The organism is Variovorax sp. FW305-3-2-15-B-LB1, from assembly GCF_058787635.1.
This window is the reverse complement of record NZ_JBYSZY010000044.1, coordinates 1-23,849: the sequence shown is the minus strand read 5'-3', so window position 1 is coordinate 23,849 and position 23,849 is coordinate 1. Positions and strand designations below refer to the sequence as shown.

General features: G+C 68.1%; 19 protein-coding genes. 13 read left to right on the top strand and 6 right to left on the bottom strand.

The annotated features are described in order from the left end of the window. Nucleotides 1–50: 50 nt before the first annotated feature. A complete protein-coding gene (locus tag AC3WQR_RS23165; RefSeq protein ID WP_062471835.1) occupies nucleotides 51–788 on the top strand; it encodes an amino acid ABC transporter permease in 738 nt (245 codons plus the stop codon). Next, complete coding sequence (locus AC3WQR_RS23160; RefSeq protein ID WP_095948311.1) at nucleotides 788–1,477, top strand: amino acid ABC transporter permease; 690 nt, start codon at nucleotides 788–790, stop codon at nucleotides 1,475–1,477. The genes AC3WQR_RS23165 and AC3WQR_RS23160 overlap by 1 nt, the downstream gene beginning before the upstream one ends. A gap of 7 nt (nucleotides 1,478–1,484) precedes the next feature. Here the strand turns inward: AC3WQR_RS23160 and AC3WQR_RS23155 are convergent, their stop codons facing one another. Continuing rightward, nucleotides 1,485–3,665 carry a TonB-dependent receptor gene (locus tag AC3WQR_RS23155; RefSeq protein ID WP_492743918.1) on the bottom strand — a complete coding sequence of 727 codons (2,181 nt, stop codon included), beginning with the start codon at nucleotides 3,663–3,665 and terminating at the stop codon, nucleotides 1,485–1,487. Between the two features lie 271 nt (nucleotides 3,666–3,936). Further along, nucleotides 3,937–5,529, bottom strand: a complete 1,593-nt coding sequence (locus AC3WQR_RS23150; protein WP_492743916.1) for a phospholipase D family protein — start codon at nucleotides 5,527–5,529, stop codon at nucleotides 3,937–3,939. A gap of 174 nt (nucleotides 5,530–5,703) precedes the next feature. Between AC3WQR_RS23150 and AC3WQR_RS23145 the strand changes: the two genes are divergently transcribed. The 4 genes from AC3WQR_RS23145 to AC3WQR_RS23130 are packed head-to-tail and all read left to right on the top strand — an operon-like array spanning nucleotide 5,704 to nucleotide 11,391. After that, a complete protein-coding gene (locus tag AC3WQR_RS23145) occupies nucleotides 5,704–7,800 on the top strand; it encodes a TonB-dependent siderophore receptor (RefSeq protein ID WP_487847984.1) in 2,097 nt (698 codons plus the stop codon). A 30-nt stretch (nucleotides 7,801–7,830) separates the two neighbouring features. Continuing rightward, nucleotides 7,831–9,018, top strand: coding sequence for a PepSY-associated TM helix domain-containing protein (locus tag AC3WQR_RS23140; protein ID WP_492728418.1), 1,188 nt, complete (start codon nucleotides 7,831–7,833; stop codon nucleotides 9,016–9,018). Then, nucleotides 9,015–9,227 carry a hypothetical protein gene (locus AC3WQR_RS23135; protein WP_070059960.1) on the top strand — a complete coding sequence of 71 codons (213 nt, stop codon included), beginning with the start codon at nucleotides 9,015–9,017 and terminating at the stop codon, nucleotides 9,225–9,227. Before AC3WQR_RS23140 ends, AC3WQR_RS23135 begins: the two co-directional genes overlap by 4 nt. Before the next feature lie 37 nt (nucleotides 9,228–9,264). Next, entirely contained in the window at nucleotides 9,265–11,391 is a 2,127-nt protein-coding gene (locus AC3WQR_RS23130) for a TonB-dependent receptor domain-containing protein (RefSeq protein ID WP_492743913.1), read from the top strand. Nucleotides 11,392–11,467: 76 nt separating this feature from the next. Here AC3WQR_RS23130 and metK read toward each other — a convergent pair whose 3' ends face one another. Further along, nucleotides 11,468–12,652: a methionine adenosyltransferase gene (metK, locus tag AC3WQR_RS23125; protein ID WP_062471813.1), complete on the bottom strand. Its 1,185-nt coding sequence runs from the start codon at nucleotides 12,650–12,652 to the stop codon at nucleotides 11,468–11,470. A 232-nt stretch (nucleotides 12,653–12,884) separates the two neighbouring features. Here metK and AC3WQR_RS23120 point away from each other — a divergent pair, with 232 nt between their 5' ends. Both AC3WQR_RS23120 and AC3WQR_RS23115 read left to right on the top strand, forming a co-directional pair. Next, nucleotides 12,885–13,784: a lysophospholipid acyltransferase family protein gene (locus AC3WQR_RS23120; RefSeq protein WP_492686189.1), complete on the top strand. Its 900-nt coding sequence runs from the start codon at nucleotides 12,885–12,887 to the stop codon at nucleotides 13,782–13,784. Beyond that, a complete protein-coding gene (locus tag AC3WQR_RS23115) occupies nucleotides 13,781–14,665 on the top strand; it encodes an LpxL/LpxP family acyltransferase (RefSeq protein WP_492743911.1) in 885 nt (294 codons plus the stop codon). Before AC3WQR_RS23120 ends, AC3WQR_RS23115 begins: the two co-directional genes overlap by 4 nt. Here the strand turns inward: AC3WQR_RS23115 and AC3WQR_RS23110 are convergent. Then, a complete protein-coding gene (locus AC3WQR_RS23110; RefSeq protein ID WP_492743909.1) occupies nucleotides 14,659–15,573 on the bottom strand; it encodes an alpha/beta fold hydrolase in 915 nt (304 codons plus the stop codon). The genes AC3WQR_RS23115 and AC3WQR_RS23110 overlap by 7 nt on opposite strands. Before the next feature lie 90 nt (nucleotides 15,574–15,663). Beyond that, complete coding sequence (gene yihA / locus AC3WQR_RS23105; protein WP_307584259.1) at nucleotides 15,664–16,401, bottom strand: ribosome biogenesis GTP-binding protein YihA/YsxC; 738 nt, start codon at nucleotides 16,399–16,401, stop codon at nucleotides 15,664–15,666. 71 nt (nucleotides 16,402–16,472) lie between these two features. On the opposite strand from yihA, the gene AC3WQR_RS23100 reads away from it, so the two are divergent. From AC3WQR_RS23100 to msrQ, 5 genes are all read left to right on the top strand, one after another. Further along, a complete protein-coding gene (locus AC3WQR_RS23100; RefSeq protein ID WP_095743749.1) occupies nucleotides 16,473–17,144 on the top strand; it encodes a c-type cytochrome in 672 nt (223 codons plus the stop codon). Nucleotides 17,145–17,265: 121 nt separating this feature from the next. Further along, a complete protein-coding gene (locus tag AC3WQR_RS23095; protein WP_492743907.1) occupies nucleotides 17,266–19,446 on the top strand; it encodes a cytochrome c biogenesis protein ResB in 2,181 nt (726 codons plus the stop codon). After that, nucleotides 19,443–20,762 (top strand): c-type cytochrome biogenesis protein CcsB, encoded by a 1,320-nt coding sequence (ccsB, locus tag AC3WQR_RS23090; protein ID WP_095743751.1) that lies wholly within the window; start codon nucleotides 19,443–19,445, stop codon nucleotides 20,760–20,762. The genes AC3WQR_RS23095 and ccsB overlap by 4 nt, the downstream gene beginning before the upstream one ends. Nucleotides 20,763–20,878: 116 nt before the next feature. After that, nucleotides 20,879–21,892, top strand: a complete 1,014-nt coding sequence (gene msrP, locus AC3WQR_RS23085) for a protein-methionine-sulfoxide reductase catalytic subunit MsrP (RefSeq protein WP_159278438.1) — start codon at nucleotides 20,879–20,881, stop codon at nucleotides 21,890–21,892. A gap of 31 nt (nucleotides 21,893–21,923) precedes the next feature. Beyond that, nucleotides 21,924–22,577 carry a protein-methionine-sulfoxide reductase heme-binding subunit MsrQ gene (msrQ, locus tag AC3WQR_RS23080; RefSeq protein WP_492743948.1) on the top strand — a complete coding sequence of 218 codons (654 nt, stop codon included), beginning with the start codon at nucleotides 21,924–21,926 and terminating at the stop codon, nucleotides 22,575–22,577. 7 nt (nucleotides 22,578–22,584) lie between these two features. Here the strand turns inward: msrQ and lysA are convergent, their stop codons facing one another. Next, the gene (gene lysA / locus AC3WQR_RS23075) at nucleotides 22,585–23,844 is read right to left on the bottom strand and encodes a diaminopimelate decarboxylase (RefSeq protein WP_492743946.1); all 1,260 of its coding nucleotides are present in this window, start codon (nucleotides 23,842–23,844) and stop codon (nucleotides 22,585–22,587) included. Nucleotides 23,845–23,849: the final 5 nt, after the last annotated feature.

Here is a 23,849-nt window from a genome sequence, read left to right as displayed (position 1 = left end):
GGGCGCGGCCACCCCTTCACGAACCGAACCGCCTCCCGGCACCTTTCGCGATGCACTACACCTGGGATTGGTTGATCTTCTTCAAACCCTCGGTCACGGGGGAGGGCCTGTACGGCCTGATGCTGGTGCGCGGGTTGCTGTGGACGGTCGCGCTGTCGCTGCTGGCCTGGACGCTGGCATTGGGCCTGGGCCTGATCGCCGGCGTGGCCCGCACGCTGCCCCACCGGACGGCGCGCACGCTGTCGGCGGTGTACATCCACTGCTTTCGCAACACGCCGCTGCTGGTGCAGCTGTTTCTCTGGTACTTCGTGGTGCCCGAGCTGTTGCCGACCGCCTGGGGCCATGCGATCAAGCAGATGAACCCGACCGCGAACCAGTTCCTCACCGTGCTGGTGGGCCTCACGCTCTACACGGCGGCGAAGGCGGCGGAGCAGGTGCGTGCGGGCATCGAGTCGGTGCCGCGCAGCCAGAAGCAGGCGGCCATGGCGATGGGCCTGGGAACCGTGGCGGCCTACCGCTACGTGATCCTGCCGCAGGCCCTGCGCATCGTCATCCCGCCGCTGACGTCCGACTTCCTGAACGTGTTCAAGAACTCGGCCGTCGCGCTGACGATCGGACTCATGGAGCTCACCGGGCAGACGCGCCAGCTCAGCGAGTTCAGCGCCCATCCCTTCGAGGCCTTCATCGTGGCGACGCTCATCTACATGGCGATCACCTACGGCGTGATCGTGCTGATGCGCCGCATCGAACATCGGGTGCGCGTGCCCGGGCTGCTGGGCGCCGCGTGATGGGCTACGACTTCGATTGGGTCGCCCTGCAGCGCGCCTGGCCCTACCTGCTGCAGGGCCTGCAGATGACCGCCTTGCTGGTGGCGGCCTCCATGGCCGCGGGCATCGGCCTGGGAACCCTGCTGGCGATCACGCGGATCTTCGCGCCGCGGCCGGTGGCGGCGCTCGTGGCGGGGTACGTGAACCTGTTCCGCTCGATCCCGCTGATCCTCACGATCCTGTGGATCTACTTCCTGATGCCGGTGGTGCTGCGCGCCGTGACCGGCGACCCGAACCTCGGCGTCGGGCCGATCTACGCCGCGCTCGTGGCGTTCGTGCTCGCGGAGTCCGCCTACTACTGCGAGATCATCCGCGCCGGCATCGGCAGCGTGCGCGCCGGCCAGATGCAGGCGGCGCAGTCGCTGGGGATGTCGCCGGGGCAGGCCATGCGGCACGTGATCCTGCCGCAGGCCTTTCGCAACATGACGCCCTCGCTCATCAACCAGACCATCGCGCTGCTCAAGGACACCTCGCTGGTCTACGTGATCAGCCTGAACGACTTTCTCGGCGCCGCCAGCAAAGTGGGACAACGCGACGGGCGCGTGGTCGAGGTCTACATCCTGGTCGCCGTCGTCTACCTGGTGCTGTGCACGGCGGGCGCCTGGTGGGTCACGTGGCTGCAACGGCGCAGGACGGCGGCGGCGACCTGAGGCCTTCTCAGAACTTCGCGCGCAGCGTCAGCTGCACCTCGCGCCCCGGTCCCGGCAGGATCAGGTTGTCCACGCTGCCGTGGGCCGAGACGTAGTACTTGCGGTTGGCGATGTTCTTCAGGTTCAGCGCGATCTCGTAGCGCTCGGTCTTGTAGTTGGCCGCGAGGTCGGCGGTCAGGTACGAGGGCAGCGTGACGAGGTTGCTCAGCGACGCATAGCGCGCGCTGACGTAGTTCAGGCCGCCGCCGGCGCTGAAGCCGTGGCCGAGGTCCTTCATGGCCCACACGAAGGCCGAGTGGCGCGGCGTGAGCGCGGCGGTCTTGCCCTGCACCGGGATCGCGGCGCCCACGGGCAGCTGCAGCGAGCTCACGGTGGCGAGCGACTTGGTCATCTTCGCGTCGAGGTAGGCATAGCCCGCACTCACGTCCCAGCGGCCCGGCAGGCGGCCGTTGAGCGCAAGCTCCAGGCCGTTGGTGCGCTGCGTGCCGACGTTGATCTGGCGGCGCGGGTTGTTCGGGTCGGTGTTCTTGATGCCCGAGCGTTCCAGGTTGAACAGCGCGGTCGTGAGGTTCAGGCCGCCGTCGAGCAGGTCGAACTTGGCGCCGATTTCCTTGTTGACGGTGATCTCGGGCGCGTTGTCGATGTTGCCGGTGGACAGCGCGAAGTTCTCGCCCGAAGGCTGGAACGAGCGGCTGTACGACACGTAGTACGACTGCACCGTGTCGGGTTGCCACACCACGCCGGCGCGCGGGCTGAACTTGCGGTCGGTGCGTTCCAGCGGCGCGAGCTTGCGCTCGAAGCTGGTGTCCTGCTTGAACACGTCGTAGCGCCCGCCGATCAGCGCCTTCCAGTGCGGCGCCAGCGTGATCTGGTCCTGGAAGTACACGGCCGCGGTCTTGAACTCGCTGTTGCTCGGGATCGCGCCGTCGGCGAGGTAGGTGGCCAGCGGGATCGGCAGCGGGTCCGCCACCGGGCTGAACAGGTTCACGCGCTGCGCTCCTGTGGCGGAAGACACGCTGAAGAGGCGCTTGCGCTGCACGCCGAACTCGGCGCCGACCAGCCACTCCTGCTTGAAGCCGCCCAGGTCGTTGCGCCAGGTCAGGTCGGTCTGGTTGAACCAGCCGCTCTCGTCGCGGTCGACGATGCCGCGCGTGCGGCCCACCGTCAGGCGCACCGGGTCGGTGGTGCCGCTGGGCAGCGTGTTGTTGCGGTCCAGGTGGTAGCTCGAATAGCGCGTGGTGTTGCGCAGGCTCAGCGCGTCGCTGAAGCGGTGGTTCAGCGTGGCGGTGAAGGTCTGCACCTTGCTGGTCACGGTGTCGTCGCGCTTGCCGTGCGCCGAGCCGTAGTAGGCGCCGATGGGCACGTCGACCGGGCGGCCGTTGAGCGCCGGAATGCCGAAGTCGGTGAGGCGCTGGTCGCGCAGGTTGGTGTACTGCAGCAGCAGGTCGGTCTGCGGGCTGAACCTGATTGCCAGCGAGGGCGCGATGTTGTGGCGGTCGGTGAACTGCTGGTCGCGGTAGCTGTCCGACTGCTCGCCCGCCACGTTCAGGCGGAAGGCCATGTTCTCGCCGATGGGCGTGTTCAGGTCGATCGTGCTGCGCGTGTAGTGGTGGCTGCCCAGGCCCAGCGAGACCTCGCCGAAGCGGCGCTCGAACACGGGCTTCTTGGTCACGCGGTTGATCAGGCCGCCCGAGGAGCCGCGGCCGTAGAGCACGGCGGCCGGGCCCTTGAGCACCTCGATGCGCTCGGTGTCCGACAGGTCGCGAAAGTACAGCGCGTCGTCGCGCACGCCATCCACGAACCAGTCGGAGATGCCGCTGAAGCCGCGGATCACGACCTGGTCGCGCTGGCCGTCGCCGTGGTTGAAGCTCACGCCCGGCACGTTGCGCAGGGCGTCCTGCATCGACACGGCGCCCTGGTCGCGCAGCAGCTGCTCGGGCAGCACGTTGACGGCCTGCGGCACGTCGCGCAGCGGCGCGCTGCCCTTGGTGGCGGTGCTGGCGGCGGCGGGAGCGTAGCCCTTGTCGTCCTCGGCGCTGACGGTGACTTCCTTCAGCGTCGTGGCGGCGGTCTGTGCCAGCGCGACGCCCGACAGCGACGCGAGGGCGGCGCCGGCCAGCAGCGAAAGGGGCCACAGCGGGCGCGAGGGGGTGGCGGGGCGGGTGGCGGTGCGGGAGGAGGGCTTCATGTTGTCCGGTTGTGCTTGTTCTTGGAGGGCGGCGCCACGCAGGCGCAGCCGTACGCGACAACGCCCTTCGTCGCGAGAGACGAAGGGCGTTGTCGTGCCCTGCCTTGAACTGGAAATGTCTGGGTGAGGCAATGGCGCAGCACGGACGGAAGAAGCTCCGTGGCTGTACGCCATGACGGCCGCTGGACGCGGCGGGCTGGATTCTAAAGAGCTAAATGCGAGGCGTTTGCATTTGTGGCAAGGATGCGACGCGGGGCCGCCCGCTCGCCGCTCACAGCTGGTCGGTCGGCACGAACCACGAGAACAGCAGCAGCTGCAGGCGTGTGAGCATGCTCGAGTCGGGCTCGCTGTCGAGCACCTCGTTGTGCACGTCGCCGGTGCCGATCCATTGCACGTTCTGGCCGTCGGGCTTGAGCACGACGCGGTACACGCCTTCCATGTCGTCCAGCTGGTAGGCGAAGAGCAGCGCCTGCGTGAGCTCGAAGCTGCGCACCCGCACGCCGAACTCGGTGTTCAGCAGGGCCGAGCGCGGGTCGAGGTTCATCGAGCCCAGCAGCACCCACTGGCGGTCGACCAGCGCCAGCTTGGCGTGCAGGCGTCCGCGCGCCTTCTTGAGCAGGCTGCGGAACTGGCCGCTGCGCTTGAGCTGCTGCGTGCTCACCTCGTACAGGTTCACGCCCAGCTTGAGCATGTCGACGCGGTAGCGGTTGTAGTTGATGTTCACCAGCGGCTCGTCGCTGTCGGCCAGCGAGTTGGTGACCACGGTGATGCTCAGGCCGTGGTCGCGGCCCATGCGGATGCGCTCCATGCCCTCGTCGCCGGGAATGAAGTAGGGCGAGATCACCACCACGTTCGACTTCGCGGCGCCCAGCATCTCGTGGAAGCGCTGCGCCAGCGACTCCTGCGGGCGCGCCATCGTGCCCAGGGCCTTGTTCGGGCTGTCGGCGGTGGCGGTGGCCTCGGCGCGGATCCAGCGCGTCTCGCCGATGTTGTCCAGCTGCGCACCCAGCGGCAGGTCGCCCAGCAGGTCGGTGGCGGCCAGCGGATCGGGCAGCGGCGCGAAGGCGGGCGAGGTCGCGGCGTCGAAGGCGGCCTTGAGCTCGTCGGGCGTGAGCGTCGTGCCGGCCATGCGCTGCAGCGGGTAGACCACGTCGCTGTTCCAGTAGGTGTCGAAGATCCCGGCCGACTGCGGCACCACCGGGCCGGCCAGCAGCAGCTCGAAGTCGATGAAGTTGGCGCTCTCGCTGCGCAGGAAGTACTCGTCCGCGAGGTTGCGCCCGCCGGCGATGGCCATGGCCCCGTCGGCGATGAACAGCTTGTTGTGCATGCGGTGGTTGAGCCGCCGGAAATCGCCGAAGAACTCCAGCCAGCGCAGCGACGAGTGATCGCGCGCGTTCACGAAAGGGTTGAACAGCCGTACCTGCGCGTTCGGCTCGGCGGCCAGCCCGAGCAGCAGGCGGTCCATGCCGGCGGTGTAGAAGTCGTCGAGCAGCAGCCGCACGCGCACGCCGCGCCGGGCGGCGTCGCGCAGTTCGCGCAGCAGCAGGCGGCCGGTCTTGTCGTTGCCGAGCTGGTAGGTCTGCACGTCGAGCGAGGCCCGGGCGCGGCGGATGAGCTCCAGCCGCGCATCGAGCGCGAACGAGGCCTCGATCAGCGGCCGCATGCTCGACAGGCCGTCAGGCGGCGAATCGAGGCTGGCGGCGGCATGGCCGAGCGGGGTGGCGGCCGAGGCGGGAATGGCGATCGAGGGCGGCCCATCGGGCAGGCGCGGCGGCAGGCCGGCGCAGCCGGTGAGCACCAGCACGACCAGCACCAGCGCCGGGCCGCGCAGCGCGGGAAACAACGAGGCGAGGAGCTTGAGCATGGGGCCTGTCAGCGCACGCAAGGGCGTCCGGGCGGCATCGTAGCCCGGCTCGCGGCGGCGACCGCGGCGGTTTTGCAACGCTTCGCCCCCGTGTGCTGGAAAACCCGTGGACCGCGACTTTCTTGACAATAGAATGCGAATTGTTATCAATAGTGTTCAATGAGCAATAAAAACATGGCAAGAATGAGGGCGCGGCGCAGGGCCGCTTCGGTGCTGGTGGGCTGCCTGGCGATCTACGCGCAGCAGCACGTTCTGGCGCAAACGGGCGGCACGGGGTCGCTGCCTGAAGTGCGCGTCGATGCAAATGCCGAAGCCGAAACCGCCACCTCGCCCGTGATCGGCTACCGCGCGAAGAACGCCGTCACCGCCACCAAGACCGACACGCCGCTGTCGGAAACGCCGCAGTCCGTCACCGTGATCACGCGCGACCAGATGGTCGACCAGGGCGCCAACAACCTGCAGGACGCCCTCAACTACGCGGCAGGCGTGCGCTCCGACGCCTACGGTGTCGATTCGCGCACCGACTCGATCCGCGTGCGCGGCGCCTACCCCGACATCTACCTCGACGGCCTGCGCCAGGCCTACGGCTACTACACCAGCACCACGCGCACCGAGCCCTACACGCTGGAGCGCCTCGAGGTGCTGCGCGGCCCCTCGGGCATGCTGTTCGGCGCGGGCACCGCGGCGGGCGTGGTCAACATGGTCAGCAAGCGGCCGCTGCAGGAGGCCCAGCGCGAGGTGGGCGTGCAGTTCGGCAGCTTCGGCCGCAAGCAGGTGCAGGCCGACCTGACCGGTCCGCTGAATGCCGACGGCTCGCTGTCGTACCGGTTGATCGCGCTGCAGCGCAAGTCCGATTCGCAGGTGGACAACGTGCCCGACGACCGCAGCGTGATCGCGCCCTCGCTCACCTGGCGGCCCAACGCGGCGACCTCGCTCACGCTGCAGGGCCTGTGGCAGAAGGACAAGAGCGGCAGCAGCTCGCAGTTCCTGCCGTGGGAAGGCACCTTGCTGCCGAACCCGAACGGCCGCGTGCCCGCCAGCCGCTTCATCGGCGAGGCCGGCGACTACTACAACAGCGAGCGCCAGACCTTCGGCTGGCAGTTCGAGCACAAGTTCAACGACAGCTGGACCGTGCGCCAGAACTTCCGCTACGCGAAGAACGAAAACGACAACCGCTACCACTACGGCGGCGCGTTCAGCGGCTTCGACAGCTGGTCGACCGACCCGATCTTCAAGCGCGTGTTCCCCCGCTACTTCGACAGCCAGCTGACGCGCAACCGCACGCAGACCCTGGACAACCACGTCGAGGGCCACTTCCAGACCGGCGCGCTCCAGCACACGCTGCTCGTGGGCGCGGACTTCGCGCGCCAACGCGAGAACGTCTGGGGCGGTACCACCGCGGACACCATCGACCTCTATGCGCCGGTGTACGGCCACGTGGACGAGCCCGAGCGTGTGGCGCGTCCGCGCACCCGCCAGCGCCAGACCGGCCTGTACCTGCAGGACCAGATCAAGCTCGACAACTGGATCTTCGTGGCCGGCCTGCGTCATGACCGGGCCGTGTCCAGCGCCGCCGGCAGCGACGAGCAAAAGAGCAGCGCCACCACCAAGCGACTGGGCGTGATGTACGCCCATCCCTCGGGCTGGTCGCCGTACCTGAGCTACAGCGAGTCGTTCACGCCGCAGTCGCCACGCGAAGGCCGCATCTTCTCGCCGCTGCGCGGCGAGCAGTGGGAAGCGGGCGTCAAGTACGAGCCGAAGAATCGCGCCATGGCCTTCAGCGCCGCGGTGTACGACCTGCGCGAGAAGAACCAGATCGTCGAAGAGCAGCCGAAGGTGTTCTCGCAGCGCGGCCTCACCAAGACCCGGGGCGTGGAGCTGGAAGCCAAGGGCTCGGTGGGCGCCAACCTCGACCTGATCGCCCACTACAACTACACCGATGCCGACGCGCAGATCGAAGGCCTGCCCAAGCACCAGGCCAGCTTCTGGGCCAAGTACAGGTTCTCGGTGGCCGGCATGAGCGGCTTCTCGGCCGGCGCTGGCGTGCGCGTGATGAGCTCGTTCCGCGACACCCAGTTCGGCACCGGCCCGCGCATTCCCGGCGTGGCACTGGCCGACCTGGTGTTTGCTTACGATACGGCCCAGTGGCGCTATGCGCTCAACATCAACAACGTGACGGACAAGGTGTACTTCAGCACCTGCCTGTCGCGCGGCGACTGCTGGTACGGTGCGCGACGCAACATCGTGGCGAGCGCCACCTACCGCTTCTAGCCTTTTCTCCACCCAACGACGCACGACGACATGGACAGCCGAAAGATCAAGACCTGGGCCTGGGTGCACAAGTGGAGCAGCCTCGTGTGCACGGTGTTCATGCTGCTGCTGTGCATCACCGGCCTGCCGCTGATCTTCCACCACGAGATCGGCCACCTGCTGGGCACCGAGGTCGAGGCGCCGAAGATGCCGGCCAACACGCCGCGTATCAGCCTGGACAAGGTGGTCGAGATCGGCCGCGCCAAGCACCCCGATCGCGTGGTGCAGTTCGTCTCGCAGCCCGAGGACGACGACGGCCTGTGGTTCGTCACGCTCACGCCCACGCCCGAACCCACCGAAGACTTCAAGTCGGTGGCGGTCGATGCGCGCACCGGCGTCGTGCTGGCGCAGCCGGAGTTCAGCCAGGGCTTCATGTACATCATGTTCAAGCTGCACGTCGACCTGTTCGCCGGGCTGCCGGGCAAGCTGTTCCTGGGCTTCATGGGACTGCTGCTGCTGGTGGCCATCGTCTCGGGCGTGGTGCTGTATTCGCCGTTCATGCGCAAGCTCGACTTCGGCACCGTGCGGCGCGAGAAGCGCCCGCGCCTGAAGTGGCTCGACCTGCACAACCTGCTGGGCATCGTCACGCTGGTGTGGCTGTTCGTGGTGGGCTCCACCGGCATGATCAACACCTGGGCCGACCTGATCATCAAGTACTGGCAGTACGACCAGCTCAGCACGCTGCTCGCGCCCTACAAGAACGAGCCGGTGGTGCCGGTGGCCGAGCGCGGCTCGCTGCAGCGCTCGATGGAAGGTGCGATGCAGAAGGCGCCGGGCATGAAGCTGTCGTTCATCGCGTTCCCGGGCACCTCGTTCTCGAGCCCGCACCACACGACCTTCTTCCTGCGCGGCAACGAGCCCTTCACCTCGAAGCTGCTGCAGCCGGTGCTGGTCGATGCCAAGACGGCGGAGGTCACGGCGGCGCCGAAGATGCCGTGGTACCTCACGGGCCTGCTGGTGTCGCAGCCGCTGCACTTCGGCGACTACGGCGGCATGCCGATGCAGATCCTGTGGGCGCTGCTGGACATTGCGACCATCATCGTGCTGGGCAGCGGTCTGTACCTGTGGCTCAAGCGCGGCAACACCGTGCCGGCCCGGACGACCACGACGACTGCGGCGCCCGCCACGGTATCGGGCCCGCAGCCTGACCCGGCACCGGCCATGAAGGTGCAGGCATGACGACGCACCACAAGGCACCGCACCAGTCCTTCTGGCGCATGTGGGGCTGGCCCATCGCGCTGGGCGTGATGACCACGGTCGGCCTCATCACCGCGCTGTTCAGCGACGGCGGCCTCGGCGACATGGTGGCCTGGGTCGGCCTGGGCATTCCGGTGCTCGTGTGCGCCTGGTACGGCTGGCGCCGGTCGCCGCGCACGGGTTCCCGCTAGGCGGAAGGGGCAGGGCACCGACGCAGAATCGGTGCCGATGAATGCCGCACTCTCCTATCCGCTTCGCCTGCTGATCCTGGGCGCTCCGCTGGCCGTGCATGGCCAGCAGCCCGCCACGTCGCCGGCCGGCACGCTGCGCGATGTCACCGTTTCCACGCCGCGCGGCACGCTGTCTCCGTTTCTCGTGCCCGGCTCGGTCGACCGCGTCGACGGCGACGAGATGCGCGACAGCCGGATGCAGGTCAACCTGTCCGAGAGCCTGGGCGCCGTGCCCGGCCTGCAGGTGCAGAACCGCATGAACTACGCGCAGGACCTGCAGCTGTCGGTGCGCGGCTTCGGCGCGCGCTCGACCTTCGGCGTGCGCGGCGTGCGCCTGTACGTCGACGGCATTCCGGCCACCTTGCCCGACGGGCAGGGGCAGACCTCGAACATCGACATCGGCTCGGTCGACCGCGTCGAAGTGCTGCGCGGGCCGTTCTCGGCGCTGTACGGCAATTCGTCGGGCGGCGTGGTGCAGGCGTTCACCGCATCGGGGGAGGGCGCGCCGCGCCTGTCGTACTCGCTGGCGGGCGGCAGCTTCGGCAGCTGGCGCCAGTCGCTGCAGGTGAGCGGTTCGCAGGGCGCGGTCGACTACCTGCTCGGCGCGAGCCACTTTCGCACCGACGGCTGGCGCGAGCAGAGTGCCGCGCGGCGCAACATCGCGAACGGCAAGCTGGGCGTTGCGCTCGACAACGGCGACAAGTTGACGCTGGTGTTCAACAGCGTGCGCATCGAGGCGCAGGACCCGCTGGGCCTGACGGCAGAGCAGGTCGCGCAGGCACCGCGCAAGGCGCCGCTCGCGCTGCAGTACGACACGCGCAAGACGGTCGAGCAGACGCAGGTCGGCCTGCGCTACGAGCGGCGCCTGAATGCCGAGCAGGCGCTGCAGTTCATGGTCTATGGCGGCGAACGCAAGACCGTGCAGTTCCAGTCGATCCCGCCGTCGGCGCAGCAGAGCCCGCTGCATGCGGGCGGCGTGATCGACCTCACGCGCCAGTACGGCGGCGTCGACCTGCGCTGGACCGCCGCGTTGCAGCTGGCCGACCGGCCCTTCGACCTCGTGGCGGGCCTGGGCTACGACAGCCTGCGCGAGCGCCGCCGTGGCTACGAGAACTACCTGGGCCCGGTGGCCGCGCCCCTGCTGGGCGTGCAGGGGCGCTTGCGCCGCAACGAGCGCAACGAGGTCTGGAACCTCGATCCGTATGCGCAGGCGGCCTGGCGTTTTGCCGAGCGCTGGACGCTCGAGGCCGGCGTGCGCCGCAGCCGCGTGCACTTCGATTCGCACGACCTGTACATAGCCGGCGCCAACCGCAACGACAGCGGCAGCGCGAGCTACAGCAAGACCTTGCCCGTGGCCTCGCTGCGCTACCAGGCCACGCCCGATCTCGCGGTGTACGGCTCGGTCGGCCGGGGCTTCGAGACGCCGACGCTCAACGAGCTGTCGTACCGCCCGGGCGGCGCGAGCGGGCTCAACTTCGGGCTGCGGCCGTCGGTGAACGACAGCCTCGAGGTGGGCGCGAAGGCGCGGCTGGGCGGCGGCCTGCTGACGGCGGCGCTGTTCCACACCCGCACGCGCGACGAGATCGTCACCGCCACCAACAGCGGCGGCCGCGCCACCTTCCAGAACGCGGGGCGCACGCGGCGCAACGGCTTCGAGCTGGGCTGGCAGCACGAAACGGCCGACCACTGGCGCACGCAGGTCGCCTACACCTGGCTGGACGCGACCTACCGCGATGCGTTCTGCTCGCCGTCGCCTTGCGCGGGTAGCAACGCGGTGAACGCGGGCAACCGCATCCCGGGCATCGCGCGGCAGTCGCTGTTCGCCTCGCTCGGCTGGGTGCCGCCCGAGGGCTGGCGCGCGGGCGTCGAGATGCGCGCGCTGAGCCGCATCCAGGCCAACGACCTGAACACCGCGAGCGCGCACGGCTACGCCGTGGCGGCGCTGTACGCCGGCTACCTGAAGAAGTGGGAGCGCTGGGACTTCAACGCCTTCGCGCGCGTCGACAACCTGTTCGACCGGCGCTACATGGGCTCGGTCATCGTCAACGAAGGCAATGCGCGCTTCTACGAGCCCGCGCCGGGGCGCAACTGGACGGTGGGCCTGAGCGGCGCGTACCGCTTCTGAGCGAACGCACCACGAAAAGGAAAAGGCCCGCCGCCCCGAGGGGACGGCGGGCCTTGAGACCCGGTAGTCGCAGTGCTTACTTGAGGCCGGCTGCGGCGCGCAGTGCGGCCGCTTGCGTCGTGGCTTCCCAGGTGAACTCGGGCTCTTCGCGGCCGAAGTGGCCGTAGGCGGCGGTCTTCTGGTAGATCGGGCGCAGCAGGTCGAGCATCTGGATGATGCCCTTCGGACGCAGGTCGAAGTGCTCGCGCACGAGCTCGGCGATCTTCTCATCGGGGATCACGCCGGTGCCTTCGGTGTAGACCGTGATGTTCATCGGCTGGGCCACGCCGATGGCGTACGCCACCTGGATCTGGCACTGGCGTGCCAGGCCGGCGGCCACGATGTTCTTGGCCACGTAGCGCGCGGCGTAGGCGGCCGAGCGGTCGACCTTGGACGGGTCCTTGCCGGAGAACGCACCGCCGCCGTGCGGGCAGGCGCCGCCGTAGGTGTCGACGATGATCTTGCGGCCGGTGAGGCCGCAATCGCCCTGCGGGCCGCCGATGACGAAGCGGCCGGTCGGGTTGATCAGGTAGCGCGTGTTCTGCAGCCATTCCTTGGGCAGCACGGGCTTGATGATCTCTTCGATGATGGCTTCGTTGAACGAGGCCTTCATCTTGGTCGGCGTTTCGCTCTGGTCGGGGCTGTGCTGCGTGGAGAGCACCACGGTGTCGATGCTGTGGGGCTTGCCGTCCACGTAGCGCATCGTGACCTGGCTCTTGGCATCAGGGCGCAGGAAGGGCAGGCGGCCGTCCTTGCGCAGCTGGGCCTGGCGCTCCACGAGGCGGTGCGCGTAGTAGATCGGCGCGGGCATCAGCTCGGGCGTCTCGTCGCAGGCGTAGCCGAACATCAGGCCCTGGTCGCCGGCGCCGGTGTTCAGGTGGTCGTCGGAGGCGTGGTCCACGCCCTGGGCGATGTCGTTGGACTGCTTGTCGTAGCAGACCATCACCGCGCAGCCCTTGTAGTCGATGCCGTACTCGGTGTTGTCGTAGCCGATGCGCTTGATGGTGTCACGCGCGACCTGGATGTAGTCGACGTGCGCGTTGGTCGTGATCTCGCCGGCAAGCACCACGAGGCCGGTGTTGGTCAGCGTTTCGGCGGCGACGCGGCTGCGGGGGTCTTGTTCGAAGATCGCGTCGAGGATCGCGTCCGAAATCTGGTCCGCGACCTTGTCGGGATGGCCTTCGGAGACCGATTCGGAGGTAAAGAGAAAGTCGTTCGCCACTGTGGTCACTCCTTGAAGTTCAATTGGCGCGTTGCCAACTCTGCGGAGCCCTGGCGAACGCTTTAGCAGATGTCGATGAATCGACGGGACACAATCGCATTCGCGCTTGTGGGTGTCGCCCTGCAAGTTGTTCCGTAACTCGGCGACAATTTGCATTCTATTCGAGCCGCGCAATACCATGCGCGCGCGTCCGCCTTTTGACCCTCCCTGACTCTCTCCCCCTCCCCGTTCAATGATCACCCTGTTCCGCCTGCTTGCCCGCGTGCCGATGCCGTTGATGCATCGGCTCGGCGCCTTGCTGGGATGGCTGGTCTGGTGGTGCGCGCCGGACTACCGCCGCCGCTTCAAGGCCAACGCCGAGAGCGCCGGCTTCTCGCCCGCGCAGTACCGTCCCGCCATCGCAGCCGCCGGCCACATGGCGTCCGAGCTGCCCTGGCTGTGGCTGCGCCCGCAGGGCGAGAGCGTGCTGACGCGCGTGGTGCGCTGGGAAGGCGTCGAGGCCTTCGAGGCCGCGATGCGCGCGAAAAAAGGCGTGATCCTCGTGGCGCCGCACCTGGGCAGCTGGGAGATGTGCGGCCAGGCCATCGGCGAGCGCTTTCTCGCGGACTTCGGGCCGATCACCGCGCTGTTCCGTCCGGCGCGCAAGAAATGGATGGCCGACCTGATCGCCGCGGGCTCGCGCGACCGGCCCGGTCTGCAGACCCTGCCGACCAACAACACCGGCGTGCGCGGCCTGATCCGCACGCTGCGCGGCGGCGGCTACACCGGCATCCTGCCCGACCAGGTGCCGCCGCTGGGGCAGGGCGTGTGGGCGCCTTTCCTCGGCCGCCCCGCCTACACCATGACCCTGCTTCCCCGTTTGGCCCAACAGACCGGCGCCGCCTGCTTCCTCAGCGTGTGCGAGCGCCTGCCGCGCGGCGCGGGCTACGTGATCCGCTTCGAGCCGATCGTCGGCACCGCGCTCACCGACCCCGAGGCGTCCATCGAAGACGCCGCCGCCGCCATGAACGACGGCATCGGCCGCCTGATCCACAGCCTGCCCGGGCAGTACGTGTGGGACTACGCGCGCTACAAGGAGCCGCGCGGCGAACCCGCCGTGGTGGCCAATGCCGCCGGAGGGGCTGCGCCATGAGCCTCAGTTCCCGACTCGGTATCGGCTTCATGCGCGTGCTGGCCCCGCTGCCCCTGCCGCTCGTGCGCGGCTTCAGCAGGGTCCTTGGCCGCCTGCTGCACACCATCGCCGTGCCGCGGCGGCGCGTGGTCGACCGGAACCTGGCCCTGTGCTTCCCCGGGAAATCGGAGGCCGAGCGCCGCGCCATCGCACGCGAGACCTTCGTCTTCGTCGCGCAGTCATGGCTGGACCGCAGCTGGCTGTGGCATGCGCCCGAAAAGGTGGTGAAGAGCCGGCTCACGATCGTGGGCGCGGCCTCGGAAATCCGCGAGATCGCCGAGGGCGACGCGCCGATGATCCTGTTCGCGCCGCACTTCTACGGGCTCGATGCCGCGGCCACCGCGCTCACCATGCACACGGCGCGCCCGTCGGCCACGATCTACACGACCCAGCGCGACCCGATGGTCGACGCCTGGATCCGCGAAGGCCGCACGCGCTTCGGCGACGTGGCGGCGCTCAACCGGGTGGACGGCATCAAGCCCATCCTCGCGGGGCTGCGCAAGGGCGGCCTGCTGTACCTGCTGCCCGACATGGATTTCGGGCGCGACCAGACGATCTTCGTGCCCTTCTACGGCGTGCAGGCGGCCACCGTGCCCTCGCTCTCGCGCTTCGCGCGGCTGGGCAAGGCCAAGGTGGTGCCGGTGGTGGCGAAGCTCACGCCCGGTGGTTACGAGATCCAGGTGCTGTCGGCGTGGCAGAACTTCCCGACCGACGACGTCGAGGCCGACACGGCGCTCATGAACGAGCGCCTGCAGGGCTACATCGACACGATGCCGTCCCAGTACTACTGGGTGCACCGGCGCTTCAAGACCCGCCCGGAAGGCGAGCCGCCGATTTACTGATTGCGGGCCAGGAAGCCTTCGATTTCACGCGCGACCAGTTGCGGCTGCTCGTGCACGATCCAGTGGGTGGCGTTCGGCACCTTCTTGACCTCGAGCTTGGGCACGTACTCTTCCAGCCCTTCGAGCAGGCCCGGCAGCAGCGCGGCGTCGTCGAGTGCCCAGAACACGAAGGTCGGCATGGTCACCGTGAGGCGTTCGCGCGGCAGCACCGGAATGCTGTCGACGGTCTGGCCCGGCAGCGGCGGCTTCATCGGCGTCACGCGGTACAGGTTGCAGGCGCCCGTGAGGCCCGCGCTCCAGATCTCGCGGTACTGTTGCTTCACCTCTTCGGTGAGCCAGCCGAAGCCGTCCGGGCCGGCCTTCATCAAGAGGAAGAAGGGCCACATGCGCTTGAAGTCGTCGGCCGCGAGCAGGGCTTCGGCGTCGGGGCGCGCCAGGAAGTGCATGTAGGCGCTGGCCTGCTGCTGCGCCGGGTTGTTGCGCAGCTCGCGCGTGAAGGTGCCCGGGTGCGGCGAATTGATGATGACCAGCTTGCCGACCTGCTGCGGGAAGGCGTTGGCGTAGCCCCAGGCGAAGGCGCCGCCCCAGTCGTGGGCGACCAGCGCGGCCATGGTGCCGTCGGCGCTCTCGGTGGTCACGAGCTGCTGGATGTCCTGGATCAGCAGGTGGGCCTTGTAGTCGGCCACTTCCGTGGGCGCGCTGGACTTCTCGAAGCCGCGCAGGTTGGGCGCCACGCAGCGGTAGCCGCCGTGGGCCGGGTCCGAGAAGTAGGCGAGCAGTTCGTCCCAGATGAACGCGGCTTCGGGGAAGCCGTGCAGGAACACCATCAGCGGCTGGCCCGGCTTGCCGGCGGCGCGGCAGCTCAGGGTGGTGCCGTTGGGCAGGCTGCGTTGGAAGGTCTCGATCATGCTTCGTGTCTCCTTGGGTTGACTGTCGCTATTGTTTTGATAGTGAACTTCGCAGGCGGGACGCTCGATGCAGCCGGTTCCTCTAGCGCATCAGGCGTCGTCGGCCGGTGGCGGCGCGGGCGCTGGCGCGGCGTCGTCGGGGTGCACCCAGCGCCACAGCAGCTCGGCCGCTTCGCCGACCCCTTGCTTCTTCAGGGCCGAGAACAGTTTGACCTCGCCGCCGCCGGCGTTCAGTCGCGTAATCGACAGCACCTTGGCGGCTTCGGTGCGGGTGAGCTTGTCGGACTTGGTCAGCAGCACCAGGAATTTGAGGCCTTGTTCGACGCGCGGACGGATCACGTCGAGCAGGATCTCGTCGAGCTCGGTCATGCCGTGGCGCGGATCGCACATCAGGACAACCCCGCGCAGACTTTCGCGCGTCATGAGGTAATTGCCCATCACGCGCTGCCAGCGCAGCTTGGCTTCCTTCGGCACGGCGGCGTAGCCGTAGCCCGGCAGGTCGGCCAGCACGGCGTCGTCGACCTTCTGCTTGCCGATGCCGAACAGGTTGATGTGCTGCGTGCGGCCCGGCGTCTTCGAGGCGAAGGCCAGCCGTGTCTGCTGCGTCAGGGTGTTGATGGCGGTCGATTTGCCAGCGTTGGATCGGCCGACAAAAGCGATCTCGGGCAGGTCGACCGGGGGCAGGTGTTCCAGCTGCGGAGCGCTGGTCAGGAAGTGGGCGGTGTGCAGCCAACCGAGGGCCACGCGCTCGCGTTCAGCGACCTGCGGGTCCACGGCAGGGGCCGCGCGGGGAGGATAAGCGGCGGACTTGGCGCGCGGGGAGGTCATCAATGGGCTTTCGGAACGGGGCGCCATTGTAGAATCGCGGGGTTTTGCGCCATAAATTCGAAGCCCCCGATATGAAGTTGTTTGCCAATATTCTGCTTGCAGCCCTCATGGGCGTCGCAGCCAGCGCGAGTTTTGCAGCCGATGAGCATGCAGCTGCCCCCGCAGCGGCAGCCGCCAAGCCGGCCAAGCCCGATCCCGCCAAGGGCGACACGCTGTTCAATGCGACGCCGGCCAACAGCCAAAGCTGTGCTTCGTGCCACAACGCGGACGGCAACTCGGCCATCGCAGCCAACCCCAAGCTGGCGCAACAACACCCCGAATACATCCTCAAGCAGCTGCAGGACTTCAAGTCCGGCAAGCGCAAGAGCGCCATCATGAAGCCGCTGGCGTCGGCGCTGTCCGAAGAAGACATGCGCAACATCGCCTGGTTCGTCGGCTCCAAGAAGATCAAGCCGGGCTTCTCGAAGGAGAAGGACACGGTCGCCCTCGGCGAGAAGATCTACCGCGGCGGCATCGGCGATCGCCAGATCCCGGCCTGCGCCGGCTGCCACAGCCCGAACGGTGCCGGCCTGCCGGCCCAGTACCCGCGCCTGGGCGGCCAGCACGCCGACTACACCGTGGCCCAGCTCGTGGCCTTCCGCGACAACGTCCGCCTGAACAGCTCGCCCATGAACGGCGTGGCCGCCAAGCTCAACGACCGCGAAATCAAGGCTGTCGCCGACTACATCGCCGGCCTGCGCTGATTTCCGCCGTCGCGCTGTCCAGCGTGAACTAACCGCCGATAAAAATCCCAAACAAAGGGCGGGCCGATCCAGGAGGATGGCCCGCCCTTTTGTTTTTTTCCTCTTTCCTGGTTCCCTCCCGATGACCGTCTCCACCCATGGCCTTCGCGTGCATCGCGGCCCGCAGCTGCTTCGCGCCGCGGTGGAACTGCTGTCGTCGATGCGCTTCGCGATCGCGCTGCTCACGGTCATCTGCATCGCCTCGATCATCGGCACCGTGCTCAAGCAGCATGAGCCGATCAACAACTACATCAACCAGTTCGGGCCCTTCTGGACCGAGCTGTTCCGCACGGCGCGGCTCGACTCGGTCTACAGCGCCTGGTGGTTCCTGCTGATCCTGCTGTTCCTGGTGATCAGCACGTCGCTGTGCGTCGCGCGCAACACGCCGCGCATCCTGATCGACCTGCGCACCTTCAAGGAAGACATCCGCGCGCAGAGCCTCAAGGCCTTCGGTCAGCGCGCCGAAAACCGCCTGGCGGAAACGCCCGACATGGCGGCCAACCGCATCGGCCAGCTGCTGGTGAGCGGCGGCTGGAAGGTCAAGCTGCAGCAGCGCAACGCCAGCGCCGACGGCAAGGCCGCGGCCGGCTGGATGGTGGCTGCGCGCGCCGGCGGCGCGCACAAGCTGGGCTACATCGCCGCGCACAGCGCCATCGTGCTGGTGTGCATCGGCGGCCTGCTCGACGGCGACCTGGTGGTGCGCGCCCAGACCTGGTTCAACGGCAAGAGCGTGTTCACGGGCGGCGGCATGATTGCCGACGTGGCGCCCGAGCACCGCCTGTCGACCGCCAACCCGACCTTCCGCGGCAACATCCTCGTGCCCGAGGGCGGGCGGGGCAACGTGGCCATCCTGAACCAGGCCGACGGCGTGCTTCTGCAGGAGCTGCCGTTCACCATCGAGCTGAAGAAGTTCATCGTCGACTACTACTCGACCGGCATGCCCAAGCTGTTCGCCAGCGAGGTGGTGCTGCACGACCGCGAGAGCGGCGAGCAGGTGCCCGCGCGCATCGAGGTGAACCATCCGGCCAGCTACAAGGGCGTGGAGATCTACCAGTCGAGCTTCGACGACGGCGGCTCCACGGTGAAGCTCAAGGCGGTGCCGATGGCGGCCGCGGCCAAGCCTTTCGAGGTCGAGGGCATCATCGGTGGCCCGAGCACCGAGATCACCAATGGCAAGGACAAGCTCACGCTCGAGTACGCCGCGCTGCGGGTGATCAACGTCGAGAACTTCGCCGACGGTGGCGCCATGGGCAGCGGCGCCGACGTGCGCAAGGTCGACCTGCGCCACGGCATCGAGTCGCGCCTGGGCGCGGCCAACAAGACCAACAAGCCCAAGGTGCTGCGCAACATCGGCCCCAGCATCGGCTACAAGCTGCGCGATGCGGCCGGCCAGGCGCGCGAGTACCAGAACTACATGGTGCCGGTCGACGCCGGCGACGGCCAGCCGGTGTTCCTGCTGGGCATGCGCGAGAAGCCCGAGGAGCCGTTCCGCTACCTGCGCGTGCCGGCCGACGAGCAGGGCTCGATGGACGGCTTCGTGCGCATGCGCACCGCGCTGGGCGACCCTGCCACGCGCGAGCGCGCCATCCAGCGCTACATCGCCAAGGCGACCGACCCCAAGCGCCCCGAAATGGCCGAGCAGCTGCGCGTGTCGGCCGCCCGCGCGCTGGCGCTGTTCTCGGGCGCCGAGCGCGCCAAGGCCGACGCCGCGTCGCAGGGCGGTTGGCAGGCGATTGCCGAATTCATGGAGGCCAACGTGCCCGAGGCCGAGCGCGAGCGCGCCGGCACGGTGCTGGTGCGCATCCTCAACGACGTGCTGTTCGAAGTGCTCAACCTGAGCCGCGAAGGCGCCGGCCTGGCCGCGCTGCCGAACGACGAGAAATCGCAGGGCTACCTCACGCAGGCCGTGCTGGCCCTGAGCGACGCGCACTTCTACCCGGCGCCGGTCGCGATGATGATGACCGACTTCACCCAGGTGCAGGCCAGCGTCTTCCAGGTGGCACGCGCCCCTGGCAAGAACATCGTCTATCTGGGGTGTCTGTTGCTGATCGTCGGTATTTTTGCCATGCTGTACGTGCGCGAGCGCCGTTTGTGGGTGTGGCTGACACCCGGCGGCGGCGCCTCTGGAGACAACGACGGCCGCGAAACGGTCGCCACGATGGCGTTCTCGGTCAACCGCAAGACCCTGGACAGCGATCGCGAATTCGAGCACCTGAAGCACAGGTTGCTCGCCCTGAAGAAAGAAGAACCGGCGTCACCATGAACACCACGACCCTCACGCTCCACGAAAGCTGGCTCTCCCGCCGCAACCTGTTCGACTGGGTGTTCGCGGCGCTGGTGCTGGCCGGCGGCGCGTTCGCCTTCATGCGCCACGCCGGCTCGATGGACAGCTACGAAAAGCCGATCCTCGTGGCCGCGCTGATTTCGGTCATCGGCATCTGCTGGTTCTGGCGCCCGCTGCGGGTGCTGACGCTGGTGGTGGCCGCGGCCTCGCTGCTGGCCATCAGCTCCTACCAGGGCGACTTGGCGCGCGCCGACTCGGTGTTCTGGCTCAAGTACTTCCTGTCGAGCCAGTCGGCCATCCTCTGGATGAGCGTGCTGTTCTTCATGAGCACGCTGTTCTACTGGATCGGCTTCGCCGCCGGCAAGCAGCAGGCCGACACCTTCGACCTGATCGGCTCCCGCCTGGCCTGGGCGGCCGTGACGATGGCGCTGATCGGCACCATGGTGCGCTGGTACGAAAGCCACCAGCTCGGCCCGGACATCGGCCACATCCCGGTGAGCAACCTGTACGAAGTGTTCGTGCTGTTCTGCTGGCTGACGGCTGCGTTCTACCTCTACTTCGAAGAGCGCTACAACACGCGCGCGCTGGGCGCCTTCGTGATGCTGGTGGTGAGCGCGGCGGTGGGCTTCCTGCTCTGGTACACGATCGTGCGCGAAGCGCATGAAATCCAGCCGCTGGTGCCCGCGTTGCAGAGTTGGTGGATGAAACTGCACGTGCCCGCCAACTTCATCGGCTACGGCACCTTCGCGCTCGCGGCGATGGTCGCGTTTGCGTACCTCATCAAGGAGCAGGCGAGCGAGACCCGCTGGTACAAGCTCACGCCGATCTGGCTTTTGGGCGTGGCGCTGTGCTTCGTGCCGGTGGCCTTCCGCCAGCGCGTGCAGGAAGCCGGCGGCAGCTATTGGGTGATCTACGCGGGCATCTCGGCGCTGATCGCCGCGGGCATCCTGCTGGGACGCAAGCGCATCGCGGCGCGCCTGCCGGCCAACGAGGTGCTCGACGACGTCATGTACAAGTCGATCACCGTCGGCTTCGCCTTCTTCACCATCGCGACCGTGCTCGGCGCCCTGTGGGCGGCCGATGCCTGGGGCGGCTACTGGAGCTGGGACCCGAAGGAAACCTGGGCGCTGATCGTCTGGCTCAACTACGCGGCCTGGCTGCACATGCGCCTCGTGAAGGGCCTGCGCGGCACCGTGGCGGCCTGGTGGGCGCTGGCCGGCCTGGCCGTGACCACCTTCGCCTTCCTCGGCGTGAACATGTTCCTGAGCGGGCTGCACAGCTACGGCACGCTGTAAGCGCAGGCCTGGCGCCTTTTGCGAAGAATTGAAACCACGCGCCGCCATGGCGCGTAACCAAACCGGGGCATGTCACGAACTACCCTGAGCACAACGATTCACGCGAAAGGCCTGCCATGTCGTTCCATTCCCGTTCGCACCGTCGCGACACCCAGGGTTTCACCCATCCGCTGTCGAGCGAGATCACGCCGCGCGCCGCCTACGAAGGCCGGCGCGACCTGCTCAAGCTGATGGCCGGCGGTGCCGCGGGTGCGGCGCTCGCCACCTTCGCCGGGCGCGAGGCCTTCGCCCAGGCGACCGGCCCGCACAAGCTGGCCCTGCTGCCGGGCGCCAAGTCGGCCGTGCCGGGCGCGCAGACCATGGAAAAGCTCACCGACTACAAGGACGCGAGCAGCTACAACAACTACTACGAGTTCGGCGTCGACAAGGGCGATCCGGTGAAGAACGCCGGCACGCTCAAGACGCGGCCGTGGACCGTGGAGGTCGAAGGCCTGGTCAAGAAGCCGGGCAAGTACGGCATCGAGGACCTGCTCAAGCTCAGCGCGCAGGAAGAGCGCATCTACCGCCTGCGCTGCGTCGAGGGCTGGTCGATGGTGATTCCGTGGGTCGGCTATTCGCTGGCCGAGCTCATCAAGAAGGTCGAGCCGCAGGGCAATGCCAAGTTCGTCGAGTTCGTGACGCTGGCCGACCCGAAGACCATGCCCTTCGTCGGCTCGCGCGTGCTCGACTGGCCCTACACCGAAGGCCTGCGCATGGACGAGGCGATGCACCCGCTCACGCTGCTGGCTTTCGGCATGTACGGCGAGGTGCTGCCCAACCAGAACGGCGCGCCGGTGCGGCTCGTGGTGCCATGGAAGTACGGCTTCAAGTCGGCCAAGTCGATCGTCAAGATCCGCTTCGTCGAGAAGGAGCCGAGCACGGCCTGGAACAAGGCGGCGGCGCAGGAGTACGGCTTCTATTCGAACGTGAACCCGAACGTCGACCACCCGCGCTGGAGCCAGGCGACCGAGCGCCGCATCGGCGACGGCGGCGGCCTGTTCGCAAAGCGGCGCAAGACCGAGATGTTCAATGGCTACGAGGCGCAGGTCGGCCAGCTCTACGCCGGCATGGACCTGAAGAAGAACTACTGAGCGGGCGCGCCCGCCCGGTCGTTGCGCCATGCTGAACAAGCTGCTCATGCACCCGGCGACCAAGCCGGTCGTCTTCCTGCTGTGCCTGCTGCCGTTCGCGCGGCTGGCCTTCGGTGCCTTCACCGACGGGCTGGGCGCGAACCCGGCCGAGTTCCTGATCCGCGCGACGGGCGACTGGACCCTGCGCTTCCTGTGCATCGTGCTGGCGGTGACGCCGCTGCGCGTGATCGCCAAGCTCAACGCGCTGGCGCGGCTGCGTCGCATGCTGGGCCTGTTCGCGTACTTCTACGTGGTGCTGCACCTGCTGTGCTACAGCTGGTTCGACATGGGCTTCGAGTGGGGCGAGATCGCCAAGGACATCGCCAAGCGGCCGTTCATCCTGGTGGGCTTCTCGGCCTTCGTGCTGCTGACGCCGCTGGCGGCCACGTCATTCAACCGCGCGATCAAGGCGATGGGCGCCAAGCGCTGGCAGCTGCTGCACAAGCTGGTCTATGTGATCGCGGGGCTCGGGCTGCTGCACTTCTTCTGGATGCGCGCGGGCAAGAACAACTTCGCCGAAGTGTTCGTCTATGCCGCGATCATCGGGGTGCTGCTGGCGTGGCGCGTCTGGAATTTCGCGCGCAAGCGCCAGGCCAGGCCCGCAGTGGCCGTGCGCGGCAGCGAGAAGCCGCTGCGCACCGGCTGAGACCGGATCAGCCGTCGATCTCGGCGCGCAGCTGGTCTTCCATCGTCTCACGGCGACGGATCAGCTTCGTTGTGGCGCCGCTCACCAGCACCTCGGCCGCACGGCCGCGCGTGTTGTAGTTGCTCGCCATGCTCATGCAGTACGCGCCGGCCGACAGCACGGCCAGCAGGTCGCCGGCCACCACGTTGAGTGCGCGGTCGCGGCCGATCCAGTCGCCGCTTTCGCAGACCGGGCCCACCACGTCGTAGGTCGGTGCGTCGCCGGCGCGCTCGCGCAGCGGCACGATCTTCTGGAAGGCCTGGTACATCGCGGGGCGCGGCAGGTCGTTCATGGCCGCGTCGACGATGCAGAAGTTCTTGTCTTCGCCGGGCTTGGTGTAGAGCACCTCGGTCACGCAGACACCGGCATTTCCGACCAGCGAACGGCCGGGTTCGATCACCAGCTTACGCTGGCCGAAGCCGCGCGCGTCGAGCTTGGCGAGCAGCTGCTGCCACAGCGCATCGGCCTTGGGCGGCACTTCGCCGTTGTAGTCGATGCCCAGGCCGCCGCCGAAGTCCAGGTGATGGATCGGCACGCCGGCGGCCTCGATGGCTTCCACCAGGTCGAGCACGCGGTCGCAGGCGTCCAGGTAGGGCGAGGCTTCGGTGATCTGCGAGCCGATGTGGCAGTCGATGCCGACCACCTCGAGGCCCGGCAGCCGGGCGGCGTGCTGGTAGGCCTGCACCGCGCGGTCGTGCGCGATGCCGAACTTGTTGCCCTTCAGGCCCGTGGAAATGTACGGGTGCGTCTTCGGGTCGACGTTCGGATTGATGCGGATGCTGATCGGTGCGCGCACCTTCTCGGCCAGCGCCACCTCGTTGAGCACGTCGAGCTCGGCTTCGCTCTCGACGTTGAAGCAGGCGATGCCGGCCGCCAGGGCCTGGCGCATCTCGGCGCGCGTCTTGCCGACGCCCGAGAAGATGATCTTCTTCGGGTCGGCGCCCACGGCCAGCACGCGCGACAGCTCGCCGCCCGAGACGATGTCGAAACCGCAGCCGGCTTCGGCGAACACGCGCAGTACGCCGAGCGAGGAGTTGGCCTTCATGGCGTAGCAGATCAGTGCCTCGCGGCCCTCGAAGCCGCGCTGGTAGGCGGCCAGGGCATCGAGCATCCACTGCTTCGAATAGACGAACAGCGGCGTGCCGTGCGTGCGTGCCAGCGCGTCGAGCGCGACGCCTTCGACGTGCAGGGCGCCGTCGCGGTGGGCGATGTGGGCGTGGCCGGGCAGGGGGG

Coding starts and splice junctions, on each gene's coding strand:
- AC3WQR_RS23165 (WP_062471835.1), top strand. CDS start 51: ATGCACTACACCTGGGATTGGTTGATCTTCTTCAAACCCTCGGTCACG.
- AC3WQR_RS23160 (WP_095948311.1), top strand. CDS start 788: ATGGGCTACGACTTCGATTGGGTCGCCCTGCAGCGCGCCTGGCCCTAC.
- AC3WQR_RS23155 (WP_492743918.1), bottom strand. CDS start 3,665: ATGAAGCCCTCCTCCCGCACCGCCACCCGCCCCGCCACCCCCTCGCGC.
- AC3WQR_RS23150 (WP_492743916.1), bottom strand. CDS start 5,529: ATGCTCAAGCTCCTCGCCTCGTTGTTTCCCGCGCTGCGCGGCCCGGCG.
- AC3WQR_RS23145 (WP_487847984.1), top strand. CDS start 5,704: ATGGCAAGAATGAGGGCGCGGCGCAGGGCCGCTTCGGTGCTGGTGGGC.
- AC3WQR_RS23140 (WP_492728418.1), top strand. CDS start 7,831: ATGGACAGCCGAAAGATCAAGACCTGGGCCTGGGTGCACAAGTGGAGC.
- AC3WQR_RS23135 (WP_070059960.1), top strand. CDS start 9,015: ATGACGACGCACCACAAGGCACCGCACCAGTCCTTCTGGCGCATGTGG.
- AC3WQR_RS23130 (WP_492743913.1), top strand. CDS start 9,265: ATGAATGCCGCACTCTCCTATCCGCTTCGCCTGCTGATCCTGGGCGCT.
- AC3WQR_RS23120 (WP_492686189.1), top strand. CDS start 12,885: ATGATCACCCTGTTCCGCCTGCTTGCCCGCGTGCCGATGCCGTTGATG.
- AC3WQR_RS23115 (WP_492743911.1), top strand. CDS start 13,781: ATGAGCCTCAGTTCCCGACTCGGTATCGGCTTCATGCGCGTGCTGGCC.
- AC3WQR_RS23110 (WP_492743909.1), bottom strand. CDS start 15,573: ATGATCGAGACCTTCCAACGCAGCCTGCCCAACGGCACCACCCTGAGC.
- yihA (WP_307584259.1), bottom strand. CDS start 16,401: ATGACCTCCCCGCGCGCCAAGTCCGCCGCTTATCCTCCCCGCGCGGCC.
- AC3WQR_RS23100 (WP_095743749.1), top strand. CDS start 16,473: ATGAAGTTGTTTGCCAATATTCTGCTTGCAGCCCTCATGGGCGTCGCA.
- AC3WQR_RS23095 (WP_492743907.1), top strand. CDS start 17,266: ATGACCGTCTCCACCCATGGCCTTCGCGTGCATCGCGGCCCGCAGCTG.
- ccsB (WP_095743751.1), top strand. CDS start 19,443: ATGAACACCACGACCCTCACGCTCCACGAAAGCTGGCTCTCCCGCCGC.
- msrP (WP_159278438.1), top strand. CDS start 20,879: ATGTCGTTCCATTCCCGTTCGCACCGTCGCGACACCCAGGGTTTCACC.